At 58.4% G+C, this 17491-nt stretch carries 20 protein-coding genes and 1 pseudogene; 6 read left to right on the forward strand and 15 right to left on the reverse strand.

The features are described 5' to 3' along the window. Positions 1 to 9: 9 nt before the first annotated feature. Complete coding sequence (locus GGD66_RS31045) at positions 10 to 672, forward strand: protein-L-isoaspartate(D-aspartate) O-methyltransferase (RefSeq protein WP_183260171.1); 663 nt, start codon at positions 10 to 12, stop codon at positions 670 to 672. A 74-nt stretch (positions 673 to 746) separates the two neighbouring features. On the opposite strand, the gene GGD66_RS31050 is transcribed toward GGD66_RS31045, so the two are convergent. The 5 genes and pseudogenes from GGD66_RS31050 to GGD66_RS31070 all read right to left on the reverse strand — a co-directional run bounded on the left by GGD66_RS31050 (position 747) and on the right by GGD66_RS31070 (position 2924). Continuing rightward, positions 747 to 938 carry a CsbD family protein gene (locus GGD66_RS31050; RefSeq protein ID WP_028153403.1) on the reverse strand — a complete coding sequence of 64 codons (192 nt, stop codon included), beginning with the start codon at positions 936 to 938 and terminating at the stop codon, positions 747 to 749. 194 nt (positions 939 to 1132) lie between these two features. Next, the gene (locus GGD66_RS31055; protein ID WP_183260173.1) at positions 1133 to 1396 is read right to left on the reverse strand and encodes a GlsB/YeaQ/YmgE family stress response membrane protein; all 264 of its coding nucleotides are present in this window, start codon (positions 1394 to 1396) and stop codon (positions 1133 to 1135) included. Between the two features lie 24 nt (positions 1397 to 1420). Then, positions 1421 to 1875: pseudogene (locus GGD66_RS41700) on the reverse strand (YidB family protein). Positions 1876 to 1947: 72 nt separating this feature from the next. Further along, positions 1948 to 2568 (reverse strand): hypothetical protein, encoded by a 621-nt coding sequence (locus GGD66_RS31065; RefSeq protein WP_183260174.1) that lies wholly within the window; start codon positions 2566 to 2568, stop codon positions 1948 to 1950. Positions 2569 to 2603: 35 nt separating this feature from the next. Further along, on the reverse strand, positions 2604 to 2924 hold the full coding sequence (locus GGD66_RS31070) for a PepSY domain-containing protein (protein ID WP_183260175.1): 321 nt from the start codon (positions 2922 to 2924) through the stop codon (positions 2604 to 2606). Between the two features lie 187 nt (positions 2925 to 3111). Here GGD66_RS31070 and GGD66_RS31075 point away from each other — a divergent pair, with 187 nt between their 5' ends. The 4 genes from GGD66_RS31075 (at position 3112) to GGD66_RS31090 (ending at position 5624) form a co-directional block, all read left to right on the forward strand. Then, the gene (locus GGD66_RS31075) at positions 3112 to 3369 is read left to right on the forward strand and encodes a hypothetical protein (protein WP_183260176.1); all 258 of its coding nucleotides are present in this window, start codon (positions 3112 to 3114) and stop codon (positions 3367 to 3369) included. Beyond that, positions 3370 to 5043 carry a DNA polymerase/3'-5' exonuclease PolX gene (locus GGD66_RS31080; protein WP_183260177.1) on the forward strand — a complete coding sequence of 558 codons (1674 nt, stop codon included), beginning with the start codon at positions 3370 to 3372 and terminating at the stop codon, positions 5041 to 5043. A 79-nt stretch (positions 5044 to 5122) separates the two neighbouring features. After that, positions 5123 to 5362 carry a DUF2171 domain-containing protein gene (locus tag GGD66_RS31085; RefSeq protein WP_183260178.1) on the forward strand — a complete coding sequence of 80 codons (240 nt, stop codon included), beginning with the start codon at positions 5123 to 5125 and terminating at the stop codon, positions 5360 to 5362. A 58-nt stretch (positions 5363 to 5420) separates the two neighbouring features. Continuing rightward, a complete protein-coding gene (locus tag GGD66_RS31090) occupies positions 5421 to 5624 on the forward strand; it encodes a hypothetical protein (protein WP_183260179.1) in 204 nt (67 codons plus the stop codon). 1124 nt (positions 5625 to 6748) lie between these two features. Here the strand turns inward: GGD66_RS31090 and GGD66_RS31095 are convergent. From GGD66_RS31095 to GGD66_RS31110, 4 genes are all read right to left on the reverse strand, one after another. Continuing rightward, positions 6749 to 6988, reverse strand: a complete 240-nt coding sequence (locus GGD66_RS31095) for a hypothetical protein (protein WP_027558111.1) — start codon at positions 6986 to 6988, stop codon at positions 6749 to 6751. A gap of 231 nt (positions 6989 to 7219) precedes the next feature. Further along, positions 7220 to 7429 carry a cold-shock protein gene (locus GGD66_RS31100; protein ID WP_183260180.1) on the reverse strand — a complete coding sequence of 70 codons (210 nt, stop codon included), beginning with the start codon at positions 7427 to 7429 and terminating at the stop codon, positions 7220 to 7222. Positions 7430 to 7761: 332 nt separating this feature from the next. Further along, a complete protein-coding gene (locus GGD66_RS31105) occupies positions 7762 to 8127 on the reverse strand; it encodes a response regulator (protein WP_246789047.1) in 366 nt (121 codons plus the stop codon). 16 nt (positions 8128 to 8143) lie between these two features. Then, positions 8144 to 9136, reverse strand: coding sequence for a sensor histidine kinase (locus tag GGD66_RS31110; protein WP_183260182.1), 993 nt, complete (start codon positions 9134 to 9136; stop codon positions 8144 to 8146). A 344-nt stretch (positions 9137 to 9480) separates the two neighbouring features. On the opposite strand from GGD66_RS31110, the gene GGD66_RS31115 reads away from it, so the two are divergent. After that, positions 9481 to 9666 carry a hypothetical protein gene (locus GGD66_RS31115; protein WP_183260184.1) on the forward strand — a complete coding sequence of 62 codons (186 nt, stop codon included), beginning with the start codon at positions 9481 to 9483 and terminating at the stop codon, positions 9664 to 9666. A gap of 863 nt (positions 9667 to 10529) precedes the next feature. On the opposite strand, the gene GGD66_RS31120 is transcribed toward GGD66_RS31115, so the two are convergent. The 6 genes from GGD66_RS31120 to GGD66_RS31140 all read right to left on the reverse strand — a co-directional run bounded on the left by GGD66_RS31120 (position 10530) and on the right by GGD66_RS31140 (position 17133). Beyond that, complete coding sequence (locus GGD66_RS31120; RefSeq protein WP_183260186.1) at positions 10530 to 11525, reverse strand: hypothetical protein; 996 nt, start codon at positions 11523 to 11525, stop codon at positions 10530 to 10532. A gap of 34 nt (positions 11526 to 11559) precedes the next feature. Beyond that, positions 11560 to 12966: a DUF2130 domain-containing protein gene (locus tag GGD66_RS31125; RefSeq protein WP_183260307.1), complete on the reverse strand. Its 1407-nt coding sequence runs from the start codon at positions 12964 to 12966 to the stop codon at positions 11560 to 11562. Between the two features lie 437 nt (positions 12967 to 13403). Next, entirely contained in the window at positions 13404 to 14552 is a 1149-nt protein-coding gene (locus tag GGD66_RS31130; protein WP_210321721.1) for a DUF3800 domain-containing protein, read from the reverse strand. Between the two features lie 7 nt (positions 14553 to 14559). Beyond that, positions 14560 to 16323, reverse strand: a complete 1764-nt coding sequence (locus tag GGD66_RS31135) for a DUF2326 domain-containing protein (RefSeq protein ID WP_183260188.1) — start codon at positions 16321 to 16323, stop codon at positions 14560 to 14562. Beyond that, a complete protein-coding gene (locus GGD66_RS42470; protein ID WP_409362388.1) occupies positions 16320 to 16565 on the reverse strand; it encodes an ABC-three component system middle component 6 in 246 nt (81 codons plus the stop codon). Before GGD66_RS42470 ends, GGD66_RS31135 begins: the two co-directional genes overlap by 4 nt. Positions 16566 to 16569: 4 nt before the next feature. Next, positions 16570 to 17133: an ABC-three component system protein gene (locus GGD66_RS31140; protein ID WP_183260190.1), complete on the reverse strand. Its 564-nt coding sequence runs from the start codon at positions 17131 to 17133 to the stop codon at positions 16570 to 16572. Positions 17134 to 17491 lie beyond the last annotated feature (358 nt).

Consider the following 17491-nt stretch of genomic DNA (forward strand, 5'->3'; position numbering starts at 1 on the left):
GGAGAGGTCATGCGCGCGGTCAGGGAGAGCAAACGGTCCAAGAGGTCCCGCTTCCTCCGCGACGCGATGGTCGACGTGCAGATTGCCAGCCGCGGCATTCGCAGCAGGCGGGTCCTGTTTGCGATGCGGCAGGTCCCCCGCGAAATTTTCCTTGATCGGCGGTTCGCGGAAGCCGCGTACGAAGACATTGCCGTACCGATTCCGAAAGGGCAGACCATCTCTCAGCCCTACATCGTCGCCAAGATGCTCGAGGCTGCCGCGATCGCCAAATCGGACCGGGTTCTGGAGATTGGCGCGGGTTCGGGTTACCTGGCGGCGCTCGCCGCCAAGCTTGGGCGGGAGGTCTGCGCGCTCGAGCGCCATGAGGCATTGGTGCAGCGCGCACGGTCGCGCCTTCGGCATCTCGGCTGCCGCAACGTAGATGTGCGTCATGGCGACGGGACCGCAGGATGGCCGGAAGGCGGCGAGTTCGACGTGATCCTGGTGTCGGCCGCCGGCGCGCAGACGCCCGCGGTCCTGAAGGCTCAACTAGCTCCGTCGGGACAACTGCTCATCCCGCTCGGCGATCCTGACGGTGTGCAGTGGCTGACGAAGCTGACACGCGAGCCGGACGGTAGGTTCGTCGAGGAAAGGATAGAGGAGGTCCGCTTCGTTCCTCTGATCTCCGGCTGAAAGCCCCCGCCATCTCAAATGGCGCAAAAAAGGCCGCCCGGAGGCGGCCAGTTTTTGATCTTCGCTTCTTCTGCTTACTTCTTGAGGGCGTCAGCGGCGTCCCGCGCCGCATCCTTCACGTCCCCCGCAGCGTTGTGGGCGGATCCCTTGGCCTTGTCGATCTTGCCTTCGGCTTCCATGCCCTTGTCGCCAGTGAGCTTGCCGGCACCTTCTTTGATGGCGCCTTTTGCCTTGTCGGCGGCGCCCTTCACATGTTCGCGGTCCATGATCGTATCCTTTGCTGTCCCGAAGATCAGCACAACGATAGTGTTGCGCAGGGGTTCCTCGCAGAACAAAGCACGGTGTTTTCAACGAACACTCTGAACGTGGGGGTATCGATAGCGCCCGCGCTTCACGGACACAGCTTCAAAACGGGCCACGTCGCTTACGGCTTTTCGACGCTGGGGCGACACGCTGTGAACTAAATAGCCCGACGGCTTCTGCCTGCGACCAGCCCGTAAACGAACAGAACGATAATCGCACCGACGACGGCGCCGACTAGCCCCGCTCCTTCGGCGGGCCGATACCAGCCCAGCGCCTGACCGAGATAGGTGGCCACGAACGCTCCTACGATTCCGAGGATCGTGGTCAGAATGAAACCAGTCGGCTCGTTATCGCCCGGCATGATGAATTTCGCGATGACACCCGCGATGAAACCTATGATGATCGTCCAGATGATGCCCATGTTTTCCTCCAAGTGCGCGTTGCGTTAGCCAGACGAAGAAGGAAGCCGTCCGTCGGGCGTGTATTTGTCCACGGCTGTCGGCAGCTCGCGGGCCAAGCGATCGAGTATCTCCTGCTGCGACAGTCCGGTCTGCTGTTCCAGCTTCTGCAGGACATCCGGACCGATCGCCTGCCTAAGTTCGGGCGGCGTGACCTCCCGGTTCGGCCCGTGATCGACCCAGGACTGCGCGGCGTCACCCTGACCGTTCTGTTTGAAGTGCTCGAGAAGTTCGCCGATCCCGCCGTTGAGCAGCGAACGCCACCGCCGCCGACGAGGCCGCCCAAGTTGCCGAGCATGCCGCCTAGCGAGTCCTTGTTGCCTGCAGCCGGCTGCCCGGAGGTTGCGTTGCGAAACATCTCCGCCAGCTTGTCTCGATTCTGGTACCCGGCGATAGCGAGCATGCCCAAGAGGGCGGTCATCGATGGCATTCCGCGGCTCATTTTCGGCTCCAGTATTCGATCGTTGGCGCGTCCAAAAGGAGACCCGCCTCGGAGGCGGGTCACCGACTGACCTTACCGTACGCCTGCTCCGTAGAGTTGGCGCTCGCGGCGGACCTCGTCCGCCCCGTATGGTTGCGCCGCCGGATCGTAGCTCTTCCACCCCGACTTTTGCCAAGCCGCGCTGCGGTCGCGTAGATTGACGGCCGATTGGTCGAGGATCGCTTCGTACCGCGCACGATCGCCGTCAGGAACGCGGGCCGAAACCATCGTGCCGCCTCGCCTTACGCCTTCGGCATAGAGAGGTGCTTCTTCCTCGGAAACGCCCGCTTGCGTCAGCGCACCGACGACTCCGCCCGTGGCGCCGCCCGCGGCCGCGCCCAGCGCCGTCGAGGCGAGCCATCCGGCCGCGACCACCGGGCCCAGGCCCGGAATCGCCAGTAGCCCGAGGCCCGCGAGCAGACCGGCAGCGCCGCCGAGACCCGCGCCGACGCCGGCACCCTTGGCGGCGCCTTCGGCACGGTCGTCGACACCATCGCGGTCGCGGTCAATCTTCTTGTCGCTGCTGTACCAGTTGTCGGAATTGTTCGCGACGATGCTCAAGTCCGAATGCGGCAGACCCGCTGCTTCGAGGTTCGTCACCGCGCGCTGCGCGTCGGAGTAGTTGTCGTAGAGACGTGAAATCGTGACGGTCATTTTGAGTCCTTGTCCGTGTTAACTGCTGCGCCCGGTTACTTCGCCGCGTTGACGTTGCCCTGGAAGTCAAGGCTGACGTTCGTCGATGTGCCGCCCTTGCTGGCCTTGCCGCGCCACACCCCGTTGTCGTCTTTCTTCAAACCCGTCACATCGGCGTAACCCGCCTGCTCGATCTTCGATTTGGCCTGGCCCTCGGTGAAGCTGTTGGCCCCCGAAACCGGTTTGTCGGAATTGTTCTCGCCGGAATTGTTGACCGCATTGTTGTTCGGGCGGTCGGTCGCCGGCGGATTTTGCGCGAACGACGGACCCGTCAGAAGCGAAGCGGCCGTCAGCAGCAGAAGAAGTTTCTTGCTCATGTTGTCCTCCAGTACTGGCCGGGCACAACATACGCTGCGCCCAGAGGTTCCAAGTTTTCCCGGTTCGGATTGACGCAGCAATCAGGCCGGGACGCCGGCACCGCGAAGTCGCCGCCGCGCCGGCATCGGAGAATGAGATCCAGGCTGCTGGTCGAACCATGAGGGGTAGCCGGCGTTTACTGAAGTCATGTCAGACGCATTCGACTACTTCCGCGCCTATGCCCTTCGCGCGCTCTGCAGAGCGAGAGCGATGCCGCACGGCAGGATGAAGCATCTGCAACTGGTGGCCGGCCGGATCTACAATCTCCTCAAGAAAGAGGCGGCCTACGGCCCCAATGTCCAGCACCTTGAGGACTTTCGCGCAGCCCAGAAACTCGAGGCCTCTCTCGATCGCCGGCCAGGTGCTACGGCGGCGCCGCAAAGCCCAGAGAGGGAGGCTGGCTGAATGCCTTCGCTCGACGCGCGCGGAGTGGCAAGTCTCCTTCGAGAGTACGCGCAGCGCACCGCCTTGCGGGGCGGCAATCCGTACCGGGCGAAAGCCTACTCTCGGGCCGCCGACAGCCTGGCGGCCCTAGCCGTTCCTCTGGACGTGCTGGTTGCCGAAGATCGGCTTACTGAGATCCCGGGCGTCGGCGATGCTATTGCCGACACCATCACCAAGGTTCACAAGACGGGCAGTCATCCCAGCCTCGAAAAGCTGAGGAAGGAGATTCCCGCGGGCGTGCTCGAGATGCTCGCTGTGCCCGGACTTCGTCCGGAGAAGGTGCTGCGCCTGTACAAGGATCTCGGCATCGGCTCGCTCTCGGAGTTGGAGGCCGCCGCCAACGATGACCGCATCAAGAAGATGAAAGGACTCGGCGCCGCGCTGCAGACCAAGATTCTGCAGAACCTCGCGATCGCCAAAAGCGGAGAAGGCCGCCTTCATCTGCACCGCGCTGCCGCGCTGCTCGCGCACGCGAAGGATTCGATCCGCAAGTCCCGCCCCGAACTCAAACGTGTGACGGTCGCCGGCGATTTCCGCCGAGGCTGCGAACTCGTCGGCGATCTTGCGATCGTTGCGGAGGCTGTCAAGCCGGACAAGACATCGACGCCATCGGCCGACGGGCTGCAAATCCGAGTATCCGACCGCAAGCACTTCGGCGCCGCCCTTCTCTTCGCCACCGGCTCCGCCGGCCACGTCGAGCAGCTCCAAGCCTTAGCCGCCGAGAAGGGCATGCGGTTAGTCGCCGACGGCTTGCACAAGGGGCGCACGCTGATCGCTGGCGAGGAGGCTGAGATCTACCGCGCCCTCGGTCTGCCCTTCATCGACCCTGAGCTCCGGGAGGGGCGCGGCGAGATCGAGGCGGCTCTGAAAGGCAAGCTCCCGAAGCTCGTCACCGACCAGGACCTGCGCGGCATTCTTCACTGCCACACTGATGCCTCCGACGGCACCGAGACGCTGGAGACCATGGCCAAGGCCACGCGCCGGCGGAGCTTCGAGTATTTCGGGGTCGCGGACCATTCCAAGTCAGCGCACTATGCCGGTGGTCTCTCGGTTGAGGAGATCGCGCAGCAGCACCGGCAAGCCGACCGCCTGAACAAGCGCTTTGGCAAGGACTTCCGAATCCTCAAGGGTATCGAGTCCGACATCCTGGCGGACGGGTCGCTAGACTATGACGACGACGTTCTGGAACGCTTCGATTTCGTGGTCGCCAGCATCCACGGCCGGTTCAAATTGGACCGCAAGGCCCAGACGCAGCGCCTGCTTCGGGCTATTTCCGACCCTCACACCACCATCATCGGCCACATGACGGGACGACAGCTCCAGCGGCGGCCAGGCTACGAAATCGACGTCGAGAAGGTGCTGCGGGCCTGCGCGAAGCACGACGTCGTCGTCGAGATCAACGCACATCCGTGGCGTCTCGACTTGGATTGGCGCTGGCACCGCGCAGCCCTCGAATTTGGCTGCATGCTGAGCATTAATCCGGACGCGCACTCGATTCCCGAGCTCGACCACTGGGGCGTCCTGATGGCCCGCAAGGGCGGGGTCTCTGCCGACCGGGTCCTGAACGCGATGACACTTACCGAAATCACGCGCTACTTCGGCCAGAAGCGGCTCTCGCTCGCGCGGGCGGCCTGATGGAGGAACGTTGAGCGCTGGGAGCACTGGATGTTTAGCTCGTCGATCGACTCCTACTATTCTTAAATGAGAGATACCGATGACAGACGTTTCCAAGATCAAAGAAAACATGGACGTGATTTCGTCCGATAGGAAAATGGTGGGAAAAGTTGATCATCTCGATGGAACGGACAAGATCAAGCTGACGAAACAGAGTTCGCCGGACTGTCGGCATCACCACTTCATTCCGCTTTCCTGGGTCGATCACGTCGATCAGCATGTGCACCTGAACAAGACTGGCGCCGACGTCACCTCTCGCTGGCAGCACGCTCAAAGCTAACCCGGTTGAACTCTCGCTTCACTGCGGCGAAAGGCGTGCAAAATTAGGAGGACAACCTATGGGGCTCGCGAAATTCGAGATAGTTGCAAAAGGCAGCACGTGGCGCTTACGCCGCAAAGGCAAGAAGGAGAATCGATACGCCACGAAGGGGGCTGCGTTCGAGGCCGCAATTGCCGCGGCTTCGATCGCGCTGCAGGAGGGCCATGATGTCACAATGACCGCCGCTCCTAGCGAGACCACACCCGGCGGACCTGCAAATTAAGGATCGACGGGAGACCAAAGCGGGTCAAATGCTACCACCGGACAGCAACGAAGCCTCGGTCCTTGACGGGGCATCCGTGCGTTCCGACGGCGCAAGACCAAGGTGGCAACTGCTATTCAGCAGGCCGTATACGGCTCAAACGAGGTTCCCTTTTCGGCCGCCTTCTGACATAATTCAGCATGGCAAAGATAAAAGTGAGCTTCAAACCAGTCCGTAAATCCGAGGGCGATTGGGCTATCATTGCAGAGTACCCGGGCGCAGAAGTGCGAGAGATTACGGGCTTCGCGAGCAAAGCCGATATTGACGAGTGGATGAACGGAGAGCGTCGGATCGCGTGGCTGCGATCACAGGGTTACGCGAAGTGACTCGATGACCCCTTAAGGCGGGCGTCGGCGCTTCGTGCTCAAGGTTCGACTCACATCCTCGCGGACGACCGAGACTATCGCGGCAAGCAGGGGGCTGAGGCAATTCCTGCGGTCGGTAGGCGAACGTGTCGACCGACAAAGAAGTGGTAGACCCGCCTTCACTTGCCGGGCCTTGAAGGGGGCCGTTCAGCGTCATTAGGCGAGTCGGCCGTGATCGATGAGTGCAAGGATCCTACGCAAACGGTGGAACGTCGACCAGCCTTCCGATCAATCGCAACAATGCTTGCTGCTCGGGTCCCTTTCCGTCACGCAAGAACTCGCCTAGCTCAATGTGAGATAGCCGGCCACCAGAGGGCGCATTAGGCTGGTGGATGATGAAGGCGTAACCGTTTGTGGGCTCGCGTGCGATGAACCATGCGTCCCCGTTTGGGCTCCGGTATAGCTCGCGCCGATCTGACATTTTTTGCTCCCTGCTGCTCCGGGCACTGTCTGATGAGCGCTTCGGGATGCGGAGATCAGTGAAAATAAGAAAGCTGATCTTCCGTAACGACGCGTTCAATGTTCTCGGACGTGCACTTGATACGATATCTTACGCGTCCATCGGATTCGATCGGCATGCACTGTACGATCGTGTAGATCCTTGGCAATTCAGTTGCGGCGCGTCCTTGGGGACCTTGAGCTTGGTGCCGAACCTCTTCATTTAGCTTATAGGCGTACGGCATATTTGCTTCCTCGGCGTTTGTGTATCTGCGGTCTTGTTTAGTCTTCGAGAATGGATTTTGTCGCCTCGAATATCTGTTCTGCGGTGCCCTTGATCGTGCCCTTTGCCCAGGCTTGGAATACCGTGACGTAAGCGTTCTTGTAAGCCGCTTCGTCCGCGGAGAAGTAGACTTCGTCTGTGGCAGTATCCAAGACGAGCGCCCCTGTATCGATGCAAATCTCCTCGATCAGGACCATGCGTTCTTCTTGCTCGGCCAGATGACGTTTTACTATGCTCATTGGATCTCCTGCTTGGCACTGAGGGGTCACGTTCCCGATGCGCCTGGTGAACATGCTGATGTTGTCACCGAGCATTGGCGCAACACTCAAAGAAAGCCGCAGGGCGTGCGCTTCTCGATCTTTCTACTTGCTCGAACGAAAAACCCCGCCCCGATAACTCGGGAGCGGGGCAGGACCACAAGCTCTACCAGTACATCCGTGGCTAGAGCGACAGGTCTGTCGTGCTCTCAATTAAGCAGCACGAAGATTTTCGGCAGCGGACTTGCCAGTACGACGGTCTGCGACGACATCGTAAGACAGCGCCTGACCTTCCGTCAGCGTTCCCATACCGGCGCGTTCGACCGCGCTGATGTGAACAAAGACGTCGTTGGTGCCGTTTGATGGCTGGATAAAGCCGAAGCCCTTTTGGGTATTAAACCACTTCACTGTACCGGTGTTCATCAGGTTTTCCTTATACGCGCAGGACCTGGCGCGCAAAGTTGCCGCCAGCCGTCCGGTTAGTCGATGATGGAGAATGTCTGAAACGTGCGCGCCGTCAGGATCTGAGGCGAAAGCGGAACAGTTGTTCGGCCAGTATCGATACACGAGACAGTACACTAGCAGTTGACAGACTTCAAGAAGAAAGCCAGCGGCGCGTCGCGCGGCTGTCCGCACCGATCGACGAGTCGTTCCGGCCAGGTGGGCTCGACGCCCTTGAGCCAAAGCCGAAATGTCGACGGTCTAAGTGAATCTCTGCGAGGGACCGAAGGGGCCGGAGCGATAGGGTAATACCCTTACGTTTCCCGCAAGGCGCTCCGAAGGGTTTTGAGTAGATACTCAGGTCTCCACGACTTCCCGACATTGACCGCGTCTCGCAGGGCGGGATGGGCTTGGAGGTCAGCGGCAACGTAGCCGCTGGCAAGAATGAAGGGCACGGACATCGCCCGGAGCATCTCCGCAACCGGGGTGATCCATTTGCCCGCCAAGTTGACATCGAGAATGGCGGCGTCGGGCCGCTCAACCTTCAAAAGCTCTAAAGCGCCATCTATGTCCGGGACCGGGCCGATCACGCGGTAGCCAGCGGCCCTCAGCTCGGTGTCGAGCTCCAGTGCGATCAGGTACTCGTCTTCGACAACCAATATTCGGGGAGCGTCGTCCATGAGTGCTCCCCGGTCTTTAGGACTCCAAAGGCGCTGTGATGTGAACTCGTAAACCGGTGGGCTCGTACTTCAGTTCCACAGAACCCCCTAGGCCCTGCACCGCGCTGAGATCGATCAGCCTGGAGCCGAAGCCGGAGCGAGTGGGCGGAGTGACGGGTGGGCCGTTTTCCTCGCGCCAATCAAGGTGAAGGACGGCCTTGCCCCCCTCCTCCTCCGACCTGCGCCAGCCGAAGTGTACCAGCCCTCCTGGCTTGGAGAACGCACCATATTTCCAGGCGTTGGTGACCAATTCATGCAGAATGAGAGTCATCGGCACGACTTGGCGGCGGCTGAGGCGAATGACCGGTCCGGCGACCACCCGGTATCGATCCGGGCCCGCAGCCTTCAACGATTGCTCCACCAGAGCACTCAGATCGGCCTCGGCGCTGCTGGCCAGCGCGAGGGTCTCGGCTTCGGTCACAGCCTGGAGTCGCCCTAGAAAGGCGTCCCGGTAATCCTTCGCTGACCGGCCTTCCACATCGCCCTGATTGGCAAGAGAGCGAACGATCGCGAGGAGGTTCTTCATCCTGTGCCGCGTCTCGGCGAGGAGAATGTCTTTTTGAGCGTCGCTATGGCGTCTGTCGGTCACGTCCTCGAACAGGATCAGGACGCTGGAGCTGTTATTATCGGGGTGAACCAGACGACGGGCGCTGACCAGCATTGTTCGCGGTCCGATGGCCGGGAAGTCGGCTGCAACTTCGTAGCCGACGACGGCGGTGGACCTTGGAATGATGTCGCCGACGAGGCGCCTGAGTTCGGGTATGTCCCATTGACCGTCGCCCAGGTCGAACAGGCTGCGCCCAACCGTGTCGTCCCGTCCAACCCTGAACGTTTCGTAGAACCCGCGATTGGCTGTCAGAACACTTCCGCCCAGGTCAAGCACAAGGAGGGGTTCCTCGAGGGTATCGACGATCCCTTGTGCCTGGACATGCTCGCTGCGCAGAAGTCGGTACAAGTCTTCGAGATTCATCGGGCCCCTCGCCTCGGAAGGTTTTCCCGCTAGGCTAATATGTGGCTTCACAAATGAAAATGGGCTGGTTGACGCCCAGGCAACGTCGTGCGGGGCGGTCCAACGCTTTCACGTCATCGGCCGAATTGATCCAAATGCCGCTGAATCCTTGGTTTGAGCCGCTTACGCCCTTTGAGGCGTTCCTGAAGAGTTCCAGCGCGCGCGCAAAAGATAGTCCTTGCCCGGCGGCTGCGGACAGGCGCACGCTGCGGCCATCACAGACCGGACCTCGGCTGCTATCTGTGATGAGAACGCCGGTAGCGCTCCCGCCCCCCTCCAACAAGGGCCAACAAGGGAGCAGCGCCATGTCGACGCGGCGTCGTTTCAAACAGACTCGATCTCTTGAAGAGCGCCTCGCTGAAGAGGCCAAGCGCTTGCGCGAGCAAGCCGAGTTGCTCCCTCACGGGCCGCTGCGCGATCAGATCGTGCGCAAGGCGCGACAGTGCGAGACCGGCTCGCACATGAACCAGTGGCTACAATCCCCGGACTGAAACCGCCTGAGTGAGCCCGCCATAGAAACGGCTGCCCTGCGCGTGAATTGGTCCTTATGGCAGAGTCGTTCGGAAACGAATTTACGGTCGTTGAGGTGACTCCCGATTCGGGATCCAGGACTGAGATTTGGCTCGCGCTTGCCAAGCCGAGTCAGGCGGTAACTCTGGTCCTCGCGGCCGTACCGGAGGGCTGGACAGCGCAGGTCGTCCCAGCGGTTCTGTCCGAGAAGCAGCTGAAAACGTTCGGCGAGGTAAACCTCAAACCGGGGGAAGTCCGCCGGCTGTCGTCAGAGTAAGAGTCGCTCGGATGTGCAGTATTTGCGCTCTTCGAGGGCAGGGGCATGGTCCACGCAACCCTTCACCGACGCAATCGGAGGATTGGTCAACTCCGTTTCCTACGTGGCGAGCTCCCGCCGAATGTGGTAAGAATTGTTTCACGGCGCCACCCAAGAGTGCCACACAAAAACAGATCGCTGGGCCGAAAATCGCAGTAAAATCAATACCAACCGGGATTGCGACCTTAGTTCAATCCTGTGTGGCAGCGCCATTCCGCTCGTTCATCACACTGATAAGGTTTCAGCTATTTCCTTATCAGTCATCAACTGACTCCGTTTTGTTAGTTTCCTTATCAGTCCGCGGACTGACTCCGTTTGTCGGCTTCCTGATCAATCAGGCAACTCACCCCGCTTTCTTAATTGGAGCGGAAAAAGATCGGAGATACCTGCTCGACGCCCCGGATGAGAGACACCAAACCCTTCCAGCAGAAGGCTGGACCCATGGTAACGACGGTCGAACAGCGGAATGCCGAGCGTTACCTCCAACACCCTGCGCGCGAAATGCGCCAGCCGCAGAAATAGCCGCGATTAGCGGACCTCTGCGACGGGCCAATCGGCATAGTGGATGCGATAAGATAGGCAACGGGGCGAGCGACGATAAGATAAAGAGTTCGCCCGCCTAACGCGTTCCAATAGCGAGCCTCGCATCGGGCGCTTTAAGCCGCTCCACCACGAGTCAGACATGCAGGTGAATTCTACGTGCTCAAATGCGCATTGAACGGCAAGCGAAGCCATCTGCTCTCTCGGTAGGGCGGCAAACGTACGGACAAACTGCTCTGCAGGCTGGTCGCGTCGAAGCCAAGTGAAAGCCAAAACTGCTCCGCCGTCGGCGGCAAGCAAGTGCATCGAAACATAGCAACACAGGTCGACAGACCTTTGAACGGATTTCGCGGCGAAGTCATATATTGGCCGGAAGGCGCCGGCCGCCATCACCGCGGGTACCGCATCGAAACGCACGACCAGGCTACCAAGTTCGTTGAAGCGTCGGGCTGAGATCAATCTCTCGGTACGAACCAAGGCCTGATGCGCCTCCTCGGTGGCCTGGTCGCTACACATGACAATCCAGGAAAATCTAGGGTTCGGCGGCTCGTTCGATTCGTAGTCCAGCTCCGATTCCGCCGACTCCAGCTGGCTGTTACGCTGATAGAACTCGGCAGCGATTGCCCGATAGTGCAACAGCGCGAGCTGCTCGGATGAGAACACGAGTGGTGCGTCTTCGACTGGCGCAAAGAGAGCTTTGTCATGACCCGCACAGAAGCAGTTCATGGTTGAGAATTCGCCCACTCCAATCTCTTTTGCCTCGAACCCTATCCGCTGCATCTTCATTATGGCGAGCAGCGAGGTGGGAACCGCGACGACGTGGCCATCCTGGGCAATCTGCTTCAGCTGAGAGCGAGGGATGATGTGAGCGCGAACGATCTGGCCCTCGCATGGCGACTGATCGCCGGCAGCAAGGCATTCTTTAAACTTGAAGAAGCGCTGGTGCTTCTCCGTGAACGACCAAAGCTGAGGAGGAATTGTCATGGCTTGGAGGGAGCCGCCTTATGGGAGGGGCCAATTATTCGGCGGCCTCAATTTGATTCTTAAGCTCCGCGAATTTCGCCGCCATCGTTGGATTACCCCGCGTCAGCTTCTTGATCGTCACATCCTGCGCCTTGTCGTTCGCGAGGCGGAGGTTGCGGTCTGCACCGATCAATGCATCTTTTGTTTTCTGCAGATGGTCGATGGACTTATCAATCTCGGTGACGGCCGTCTGGAAATTCCTTGAGGCGAGGTCGTAATTCCTAGCAAAACCACTCTTGAAGCTCTCAAGCTGATTTTCAAACTGCGTGATGTCGATATTCTGCGCCTTAACAAGCGCCAGCTCCGTCTTGTATTTCAAAGAGTTGGTAGCCGCGTTCCGCAGAAGCGTAATCATCGGCATAAAGAACTGCGGCCGGATAACGTACATCTTCTGGTAGCGGTGGAAGACGTCAACGATGCCCGCGTTATAGAGTTCGCTGTCGGGTTCGAGCAGTGAGACCAGAACGGCATATTCGCAGCCCTTCTCGGTGCGGTCCCGATCGAGCTCCTTGAAGAAGTCCTCGTTCTTGCTCTTTGTGGCGGTCCTGTCGCTCTCGTTCTTCATCTCGAACATGATCGAGATGATCTCGGTGCCGGCCTCGTCCGAGTCGCGGAAGATATAATCACCCTTACTGCCGGTCCGCGCATCGTTGTCCTTCTCGAAGTACGCCCGCGGAAAGGCCATCGACCGCACCCGGTTGAACTCGGTCTCGCAGTGCTGCTCGAGTGTCTCGCCCACCATTTTTGTGGACAAGCGGGCCTTCATATCCTTTAGGCGCTCGATCGCGTCGTCGCGATCCTTGATCTGCGTCTCGTACTTATCCTTCAGTGACTTCTCGGAGAGCTGTTTTTCAAGCTGGACCTGCTTGATGCCGCTCTTCAGCTCATCGCGCTCCTTCTCGAGGACGCCGACCGCTTCGGTCACTGCAAGCTTCTTCTCAAGCTCAACAGCCTGGACCTTGGCCTTCAGCTCCTGGATTTCCCTTTCCTTGGCGGCGGTGATCTTGTGCTGCTCGCTCGCCAAAAGCGCTTCAGCGAGCTCCGAGGCCGCCTTCTTTTCACGCTCGGACTCAGCTAGCGCGTTTGCGATCCTGTCACGCTCCTTCTCGAGAGCACTGAGCGCTTCGGTCACGGCGAGCTTCTGCGCAACCTCACTCCCTTTAAGCTTGGATTTTAATTCCAGGATCTCGGCGTCCTTGGCGGCTGCAGTCTTTTGCAGATCGTTGCTCACCTGGGCCTTTGCCAATTCCACAGCGCTCTGCTTGTCGCGCGCCGCCAGTTCCAAACGTTCGTGCAGTTGTTCTGCGAAATCGGCGTCGCGGACCTGCTTCAAGATATCCGCGTAACCGGACTCATCGACCTTAAAGGCCTTGTCACAATGGGGACAGATGATCTCGTGCATGGTTCCTGTCCGGATCAGGGCGGCTGCTGTGGTCATTTATAGGGACGCCGCGGCTCGCAGAATCGGCCCCGGCCCATTGAGAACAAAATTAGAACAAGTAATTTTAGTGGGTCAAGCCGGAAGCCGCGGTCTTGGGCGTTTTCGGCTGAGAATCCCCCGATTTTCAATGTGGGGAGGCCAGTGATCCAGAGCGGACCGCTTACCCGAGCAACCGACCGGTTGGCGTGGCTGCTACCGAGCTCAGCCCATCCGACTTGAGGCTGTTCGTGTCAACGACCATCCGTTGCAAGCGCTATCTCCTATCTTGCCGAAGCCTTGGGAAACAAGCCTGGTGAATGAAGAGGACAGCATGGCCCGTTGTCGAGCACCACATGACGAGCGGTGTGGGGTTTAATCCGCCTGGTTACTGCGCTGTCCTGGCGACCATCATCCACGACTCATGCGTAGATGCCATCCAGGAATCGAAGGAAAAGATTGAGCTTGTCCAAGTCGTGCATGTTTGCGACGTGATTAAGGAAGCCGATATTAGTCTTATGCGATCTAGAAATGAGGTCCCGAAGGAGAACGGCATTCTCTAGGCCCACCTCGTTCAGTGCCGCCCGATCTTCAGCTACCTCATCTCGTTCCGTATGAGTGAAATAGCTATGCATCTTCCCGAGCACGCCAACCACAACATCTGATAGCTGAATGCCGGGCTCGTGCTTGGAATCGGCAAAGCGAAAGCTCGTTACGGGTCGGCCGTTGCTGGTCAGCGGGCTCTTCAAGAGAAGACCGCGAATATTGTCCTCCATGTCGAAGACATGGCTGGAGTTCTTGAACAATGCGATGCGCCCTAAATAGAAGGTGCTGAACTCCTCGATTAGAAGGTTGGACGGATACCCTTCGATGAAGTCCAGACTTTTCAACGATCTACCGGCTCGCAGAACACTTCTGAGGATCATTGCATTGTCGGTCGGCAAGACAGCTTTGTGGTAATCAACCAGCTCCACCAGTTGCTGCAGAAACGGTTTGCGCCCCTCTGGCGCTAGACCCGGATACCCGTAAGCATGGAACAGGTGGACTGTTGCCCCGATATCGCAGCGAAGCACCATGGCCAAGTCGCTTTTGAGCAAGACATGGTAGGGAAAGAGTCCGGGATCACCGAGGTTAGGCAAAATTGAATCGATGATATCGACAATCGACCAGTAGAGCGGATCAAGCTGGTGATAGTGGATAGTCAGCTCGCTGCCGGCGATCCACTGCAAGAACGTAGTCAGCTTTCGGGAACCTAAGACGTCTAGGAAACCGCCTTTTGCCACGTGTTGAAGCTTGATTTCCCCGGCCGACTTTTGAATGCGCATCGCTTCGCGAAGCGCTTGTAGCTCGATTGGTCGCGGTCCGCCCTCGTGTACGAGGCCGCCCAACACGAAAACGCTCAGTTCAGCGACGTTGAGACGGCCGGCGTTGATGTGCAACCGACGGATATTGTTGGTCTCGTCATGATAAAATGTATAGACGCCATCAGCATTGGACAGTCCATACAGTCGGATTTGGGGTTCCCTCAAGTCATCTATGTCAATGGGACTCGCCACAGCAGGGTTATCCATTAGCCTCTCAGCTAGCATTCTTCTCCCGCGGCGGCAGTTGTTTGCCAAGCAACCGTCCCTCGACGCTTTCATCATGAAGTCTGAGCCTGACATAGGGCTCCAGAGAGAACTCTCCGAAATGGTCCTTAGGCAATGATCCAACATTCAAACAGCATATGTACTGAAAGCCGTACTTCTCCGAATTGATCGCCGCCAATTTTAAGGCTTTGGCGTATTGCCTCGGGTCCACGTCGGCAAACAGGCTACTGTCATGGATCAGCACCGGGAAACCCCTTTTGTGCTTGGCCCATACACTCGCGATCGTTAGGTCGAAACAGAACACCACCATCTGATCGACGCCATCGCTTCCCTGTCGATCGATGGTAAACGAGAACGAGTAGCCATTCGAACCAACATCCACACCGAGGCGGCCAGGCCGCCCGTACAGATCCTGGGTGTACTCCGCAAAGAGAGCCCTCACTTCATCTACCTGCTGACGACGGTCATCAAGATCTTGTTTAAGTATGGTTCTATCACGCGCAATCGTTGCGGTCAGTTCATCAGACCGTCGATCGACCTGCTTGCGGTCCTCGATCTGCGAGACCAAGACTTGATATCGAGCATTTAGGTCGGTGTGTGTCCGCTGGAGCACAATCAATGTCTCGATTGCACCGCTTGATCGGAGGACCTTAAGAACCCGCTGCTTCTCCGACGAAAGTCGATCTATCTGAACGTCGCGGGCCTTTATGGCAACTGCGAGCCGATTGATCTCCGCCCTCAAAAACTCTTTGCGGTTGCGGTAAACCTGTTCGTGAAATGTTGCGACCTCACTTAGCTTACGCAGAGCCTCTTCTTTAAAGATGGCGCCCGCCTCCTTGAGGATCGCGATTGGACGGGCTGAATCTGCCTCGGGAACCTCGGATGCGCTCTCCTGGTAGAAGTCGCGCAACCGGGTATCCGAGAAGTTCTCGTTGATCGCATCATGGAGTTCTCGATCGACTCCGCTCAGCTGCTGTTCCAGGTCACGGTAGTCGTCTCTTAAGTTGAACGAATCTAATTCCTTCTTCCGTGCATTGAGCTGCGCCTCTAGAGCTACACGTTCGGCCTCAAGCTCACCGATTGATCTTTGCGCTCCCGCCTCCTCTGCAGCCTTTCTCACCTTCGAAGCGTCGTTGAGATGGCTACGGTTGGCAATCTGCTCGTGGATGGCGTCCTGCAATCCCCAGTTCAGCCCCAGGAGAAAGCTGATATCGAGCCGCTTACCGGGCCCCGATTGCCCTTGGAACGCCATTTGCGGATCGGTGAAGGCCGCTTTACCCAAGCGGACGAGATACAGAAGTATATCCCTGAATGATGGCTGCCGAACGGCGACCCCTTTAGCTGGCGGGTAAAACCGGCTGGTGAGCGCTAGTTTCCAGTCATCGGTGCTTATGAGGACAAACTCGGCATCGATCTTCTCCTTTTCGATGCGCAGCCCGTCGACGAACCACGCACTTACGATCACCTGCTTCGGCAATGACGTATTGCGCTTGACGGCCACCATCTCGCCATCGACCAACATGTCTAGACCGAACGTCACATTGGCGAGATCGGGATGCGTGAGCACTTTGTCTCTTCCGATCTCCATGCCGAGGCAGAAATGCACGATTCTGATGAGGGTCGTTTTGCCAAGCCCGTTCGTGCTCTCGGTCTCCTTGGAATCCTCCGTGGTATCGGCCATGACGACATTAAAGCCTTCCTCAAACCGGGCTTCCCTGAACGTCGGCAGATCGGACCAAACGCGAACTATCATGTGGCTGACCCGGCGCCGCTCGGCTGAACAAGGATTCCATTACGGATATCGATGAGATGGGCCGCAAAGAGAAGGGTCAGGGCCTCAGCGTATCGATCAAATGTCCTTACCTGCGGGTGCATCCTCACACGATCCCACAGGGTCGAAACAGTGTCATTCGATTTTAACTTGCTGAGCAGTATCGAGGCGACACCAAGCACCGAGGCGTCGAGGGGCACATACTTGGTCGGGAAGAATGTCATCGGCTCATTTCTCAAATACGTCGCAGATGACAAAGAGGTGCGTCAGTATCGCAAGGCCAGCGGCCTCCCGTCCCTTATCGCCCTCTCCTCCGGCCCATTCGTACATGGCGACGAAAAGATCATCGCCATCTAAACCTTCTGCTTTCAATGCCTTGTACTCGGCAACGAAGCCACTTCTTAGGCGATCCGGGAATTCGCTGTCTAGCTGAGATGACGCCAGGAGAACCCTCTCAACTTCCCTTGATTTGGCTGCGCCCAAAGTCAGCAACATTGTCGACGTTGAACGCAGCTTGTTCTTCTCGATTTTCTCGGCCGGCGGAATCGTCTGGTAGTCACCATTTGCCGCAACTGAGGGCGCAAGCAACGCCTTTGCCGCGACCTCTAGTTCAGCAAAACCGATATCAGTGAGTTTCGCAGTCAGCTTTTCGCGGTAAGCGCGCTCGTGCTGTAGCTTCCATTGCTTCAACAGGCTTGCGGGGTATGTCTCATGTTGCGCATCGATAATGGCGTGATGCGTTGGGCAAAACACGATGAGATTGTCCGCCTCGCGCAACTGGTCCTCCGTCATCGCGGGATTTCCCCGAGGCCCCTTCCCACTGTGCGCATAGATATGACAGATCTCCCCGATGACTTGATTGGATGATTGCTTGGTCGCAGCTTGGATAACGGCCTGAGCGCACTCGGGGTGCGCACACTGATTCTTGCAGAGCGCAAAAAGCAGCTTGAGCGTTCTGTCCGAATAGGATCGCGATTTTCCGCCCTTCTTGGCAGGAGACTTTGGCTGAGACTCATCAATGGAGCTCACTACGCATAATCCCAATCGGTTGTTCGCAATACCGCTAACTACCACAAGCAGAGGGAACCGCCGAGGGGGCGAGCGTCACTGCGCGCCATTTCTCGCTCCCTATCCTCAAGTAACACCTTGA

Origin of the sequence: Bradyrhizobium sp. CIR48, from assembly GCF_014198315.1 — a bacterium.
GTDB lineage: Bacteria > Pseudomonadota > Alphaproteobacteria > Rhizobiales > Xanthobacteraceae > Bradyrhizobium.

What these genes read in the sequence shown, in the direction of transcription:
- GGD66_RS31045 (WP_183260171.1), top strand. Translation starts at nt 10, where the DNA reads ATGCGCGCGGTCAGGGAGAGCAAACGGTCCAAGAGGTCCCGCTTCCTC.
- GGD66_RS31050 (WP_028153403.1), bottom strand. Translation starts at nt 938, where the DNA reads ATGGACCGCGAACATGTGAAGGGCGCCGCCGACAAGGCAAAAGGCGCC.
- GGD66_RS31055 (WP_183260173.1), bottom strand. Translation starts at nt 1,396, where the DNA reads ATGGGCATCATCTGGACGATCATCATAGGTTTCATCGCGGGTGTCATC.
- GGD66_RS31065 (WP_183260174.1), bottom strand. Translation starts at nt 2,568, where the DNA reads ATGACCGTCACGATTTCACGTCTCTACGACAACTACTCCGACGCGCAG.
- GGD66_RS31070 (WP_183260175.1), bottom strand. Translation starts at nt 2,924, where the DNA reads ATGAGCAAGAAACTTCTTCTGCTGCTGACGGCCGCTTCGCTTCTGACG.
- GGD66_RS31075 (WP_183260176.1), top strand. Translation starts at nt 3,112, where the DNA reads ATGTCAGACGCATTCGACTACTTCCGCGCCTATGCCCTTCGCGCGCTC.
- GGD66_RS31080 (WP_183260177.1), top strand. Translation starts at nt 3,370, where the DNA reads ATGCCTTCGCTCGACGCGCGCGGAGTGGCAAGTCTCCTTCGAGAGTAC.
- GGD66_RS31085 (WP_183260178.1), top strand. Translation starts at nt 5,123, where the DNA reads ATGACAGACGTTTCCAAGATCAAAGAAAACATGGACGTGATTTCGTCC.
- GGD66_RS31090 (WP_183260179.1), top strand. Translation starts at nt 5,421, where the DNA reads ATGGGGCTCGCGAAATTCGAGATAGTTGCAAAAGGCAGCACGTGGCGC.
- GGD66_RS31095 (WP_027558111.1), bottom strand. Translation starts at nt 6,988, where the DNA reads ATGAGCATAGTAAAACGTCATCTGGCCGAGCAAGAAGAACGCATGGTC.
- GGD66_RS31100 (WP_183260180.1), bottom strand. Translation starts at nt 7,429, where the DNA reads ATGAACACCGGTACAGTGAAGTGGTTTAATACCCAAAAGGGCTTCGGC.
- GGD66_RS31105 (WP_246789047.1), bottom strand. Translation starts at nt 8,127, where the DNA reads ATGGACGACGCTCCCCGAATATTGGTTGTCGAAGACGAGTACCTGATC.
- GGD66_RS31110 (WP_183260182.1), bottom strand. Translation starts at nt 9,136, where the DNA reads ATGAATCTCGAAGACTTGTACCGACTTCTGCGCAGCGAGCATGTCCAG.
- GGD66_RS31115 (WP_183260184.1), top strand. Translation starts at nt 9,481, where the DNA reads ATGTCGACGCGGCGTCGTTTCAAACAGACTCGATCTCTTGAAGAGCGC.
- GGD66_RS31120 (WP_183260186.1), bottom strand. Translation starts at nt 11,525, where the DNA reads ATGACAATTCCTCCTCAGCTTTGGTCGTTCACGGAGAAGCACCAGCGC.
- GGD66_RS31125 (WP_183260307.1), bottom strand. Translation starts at nt 12,966, where the DNA reads ATGCACGAGATCATCTGTCCCCATTGTGACAAGGCCTTTAAGGTCGAT.
- GGD66_RS31130 (WP_210321721.1), bottom strand. Translation starts at nt 14,552, where the DNA reads ATGGATAACCCTGCTGTGGCGAGTCCCATTGACATAGATGACTTGAGG.
- GGD66_RS31135 (WP_183260188.1), bottom strand. Translation starts at nt 16,323, where the DNA reads ATGATAGTTCGCGTTTGGTCCGATCTGCCGACGTTCAGGGAAGCCCGG.
- GGD66_RS42470 (WP_409362388.1), bottom strand. Translation starts at nt 16,565, where the DNA reads ATGACATTCTTCCCGACCAAGTATGTGCCCCTCGACGCCTCGGTGCTT.
- GGD66_RS31140 (WP_183260190.1), bottom strand. Translation starts at nt 17,133, where the DNA reads ATGACGGAGGACCAGTTGCGCGAGGCGGACAATCTCATCGTGTTTTGC.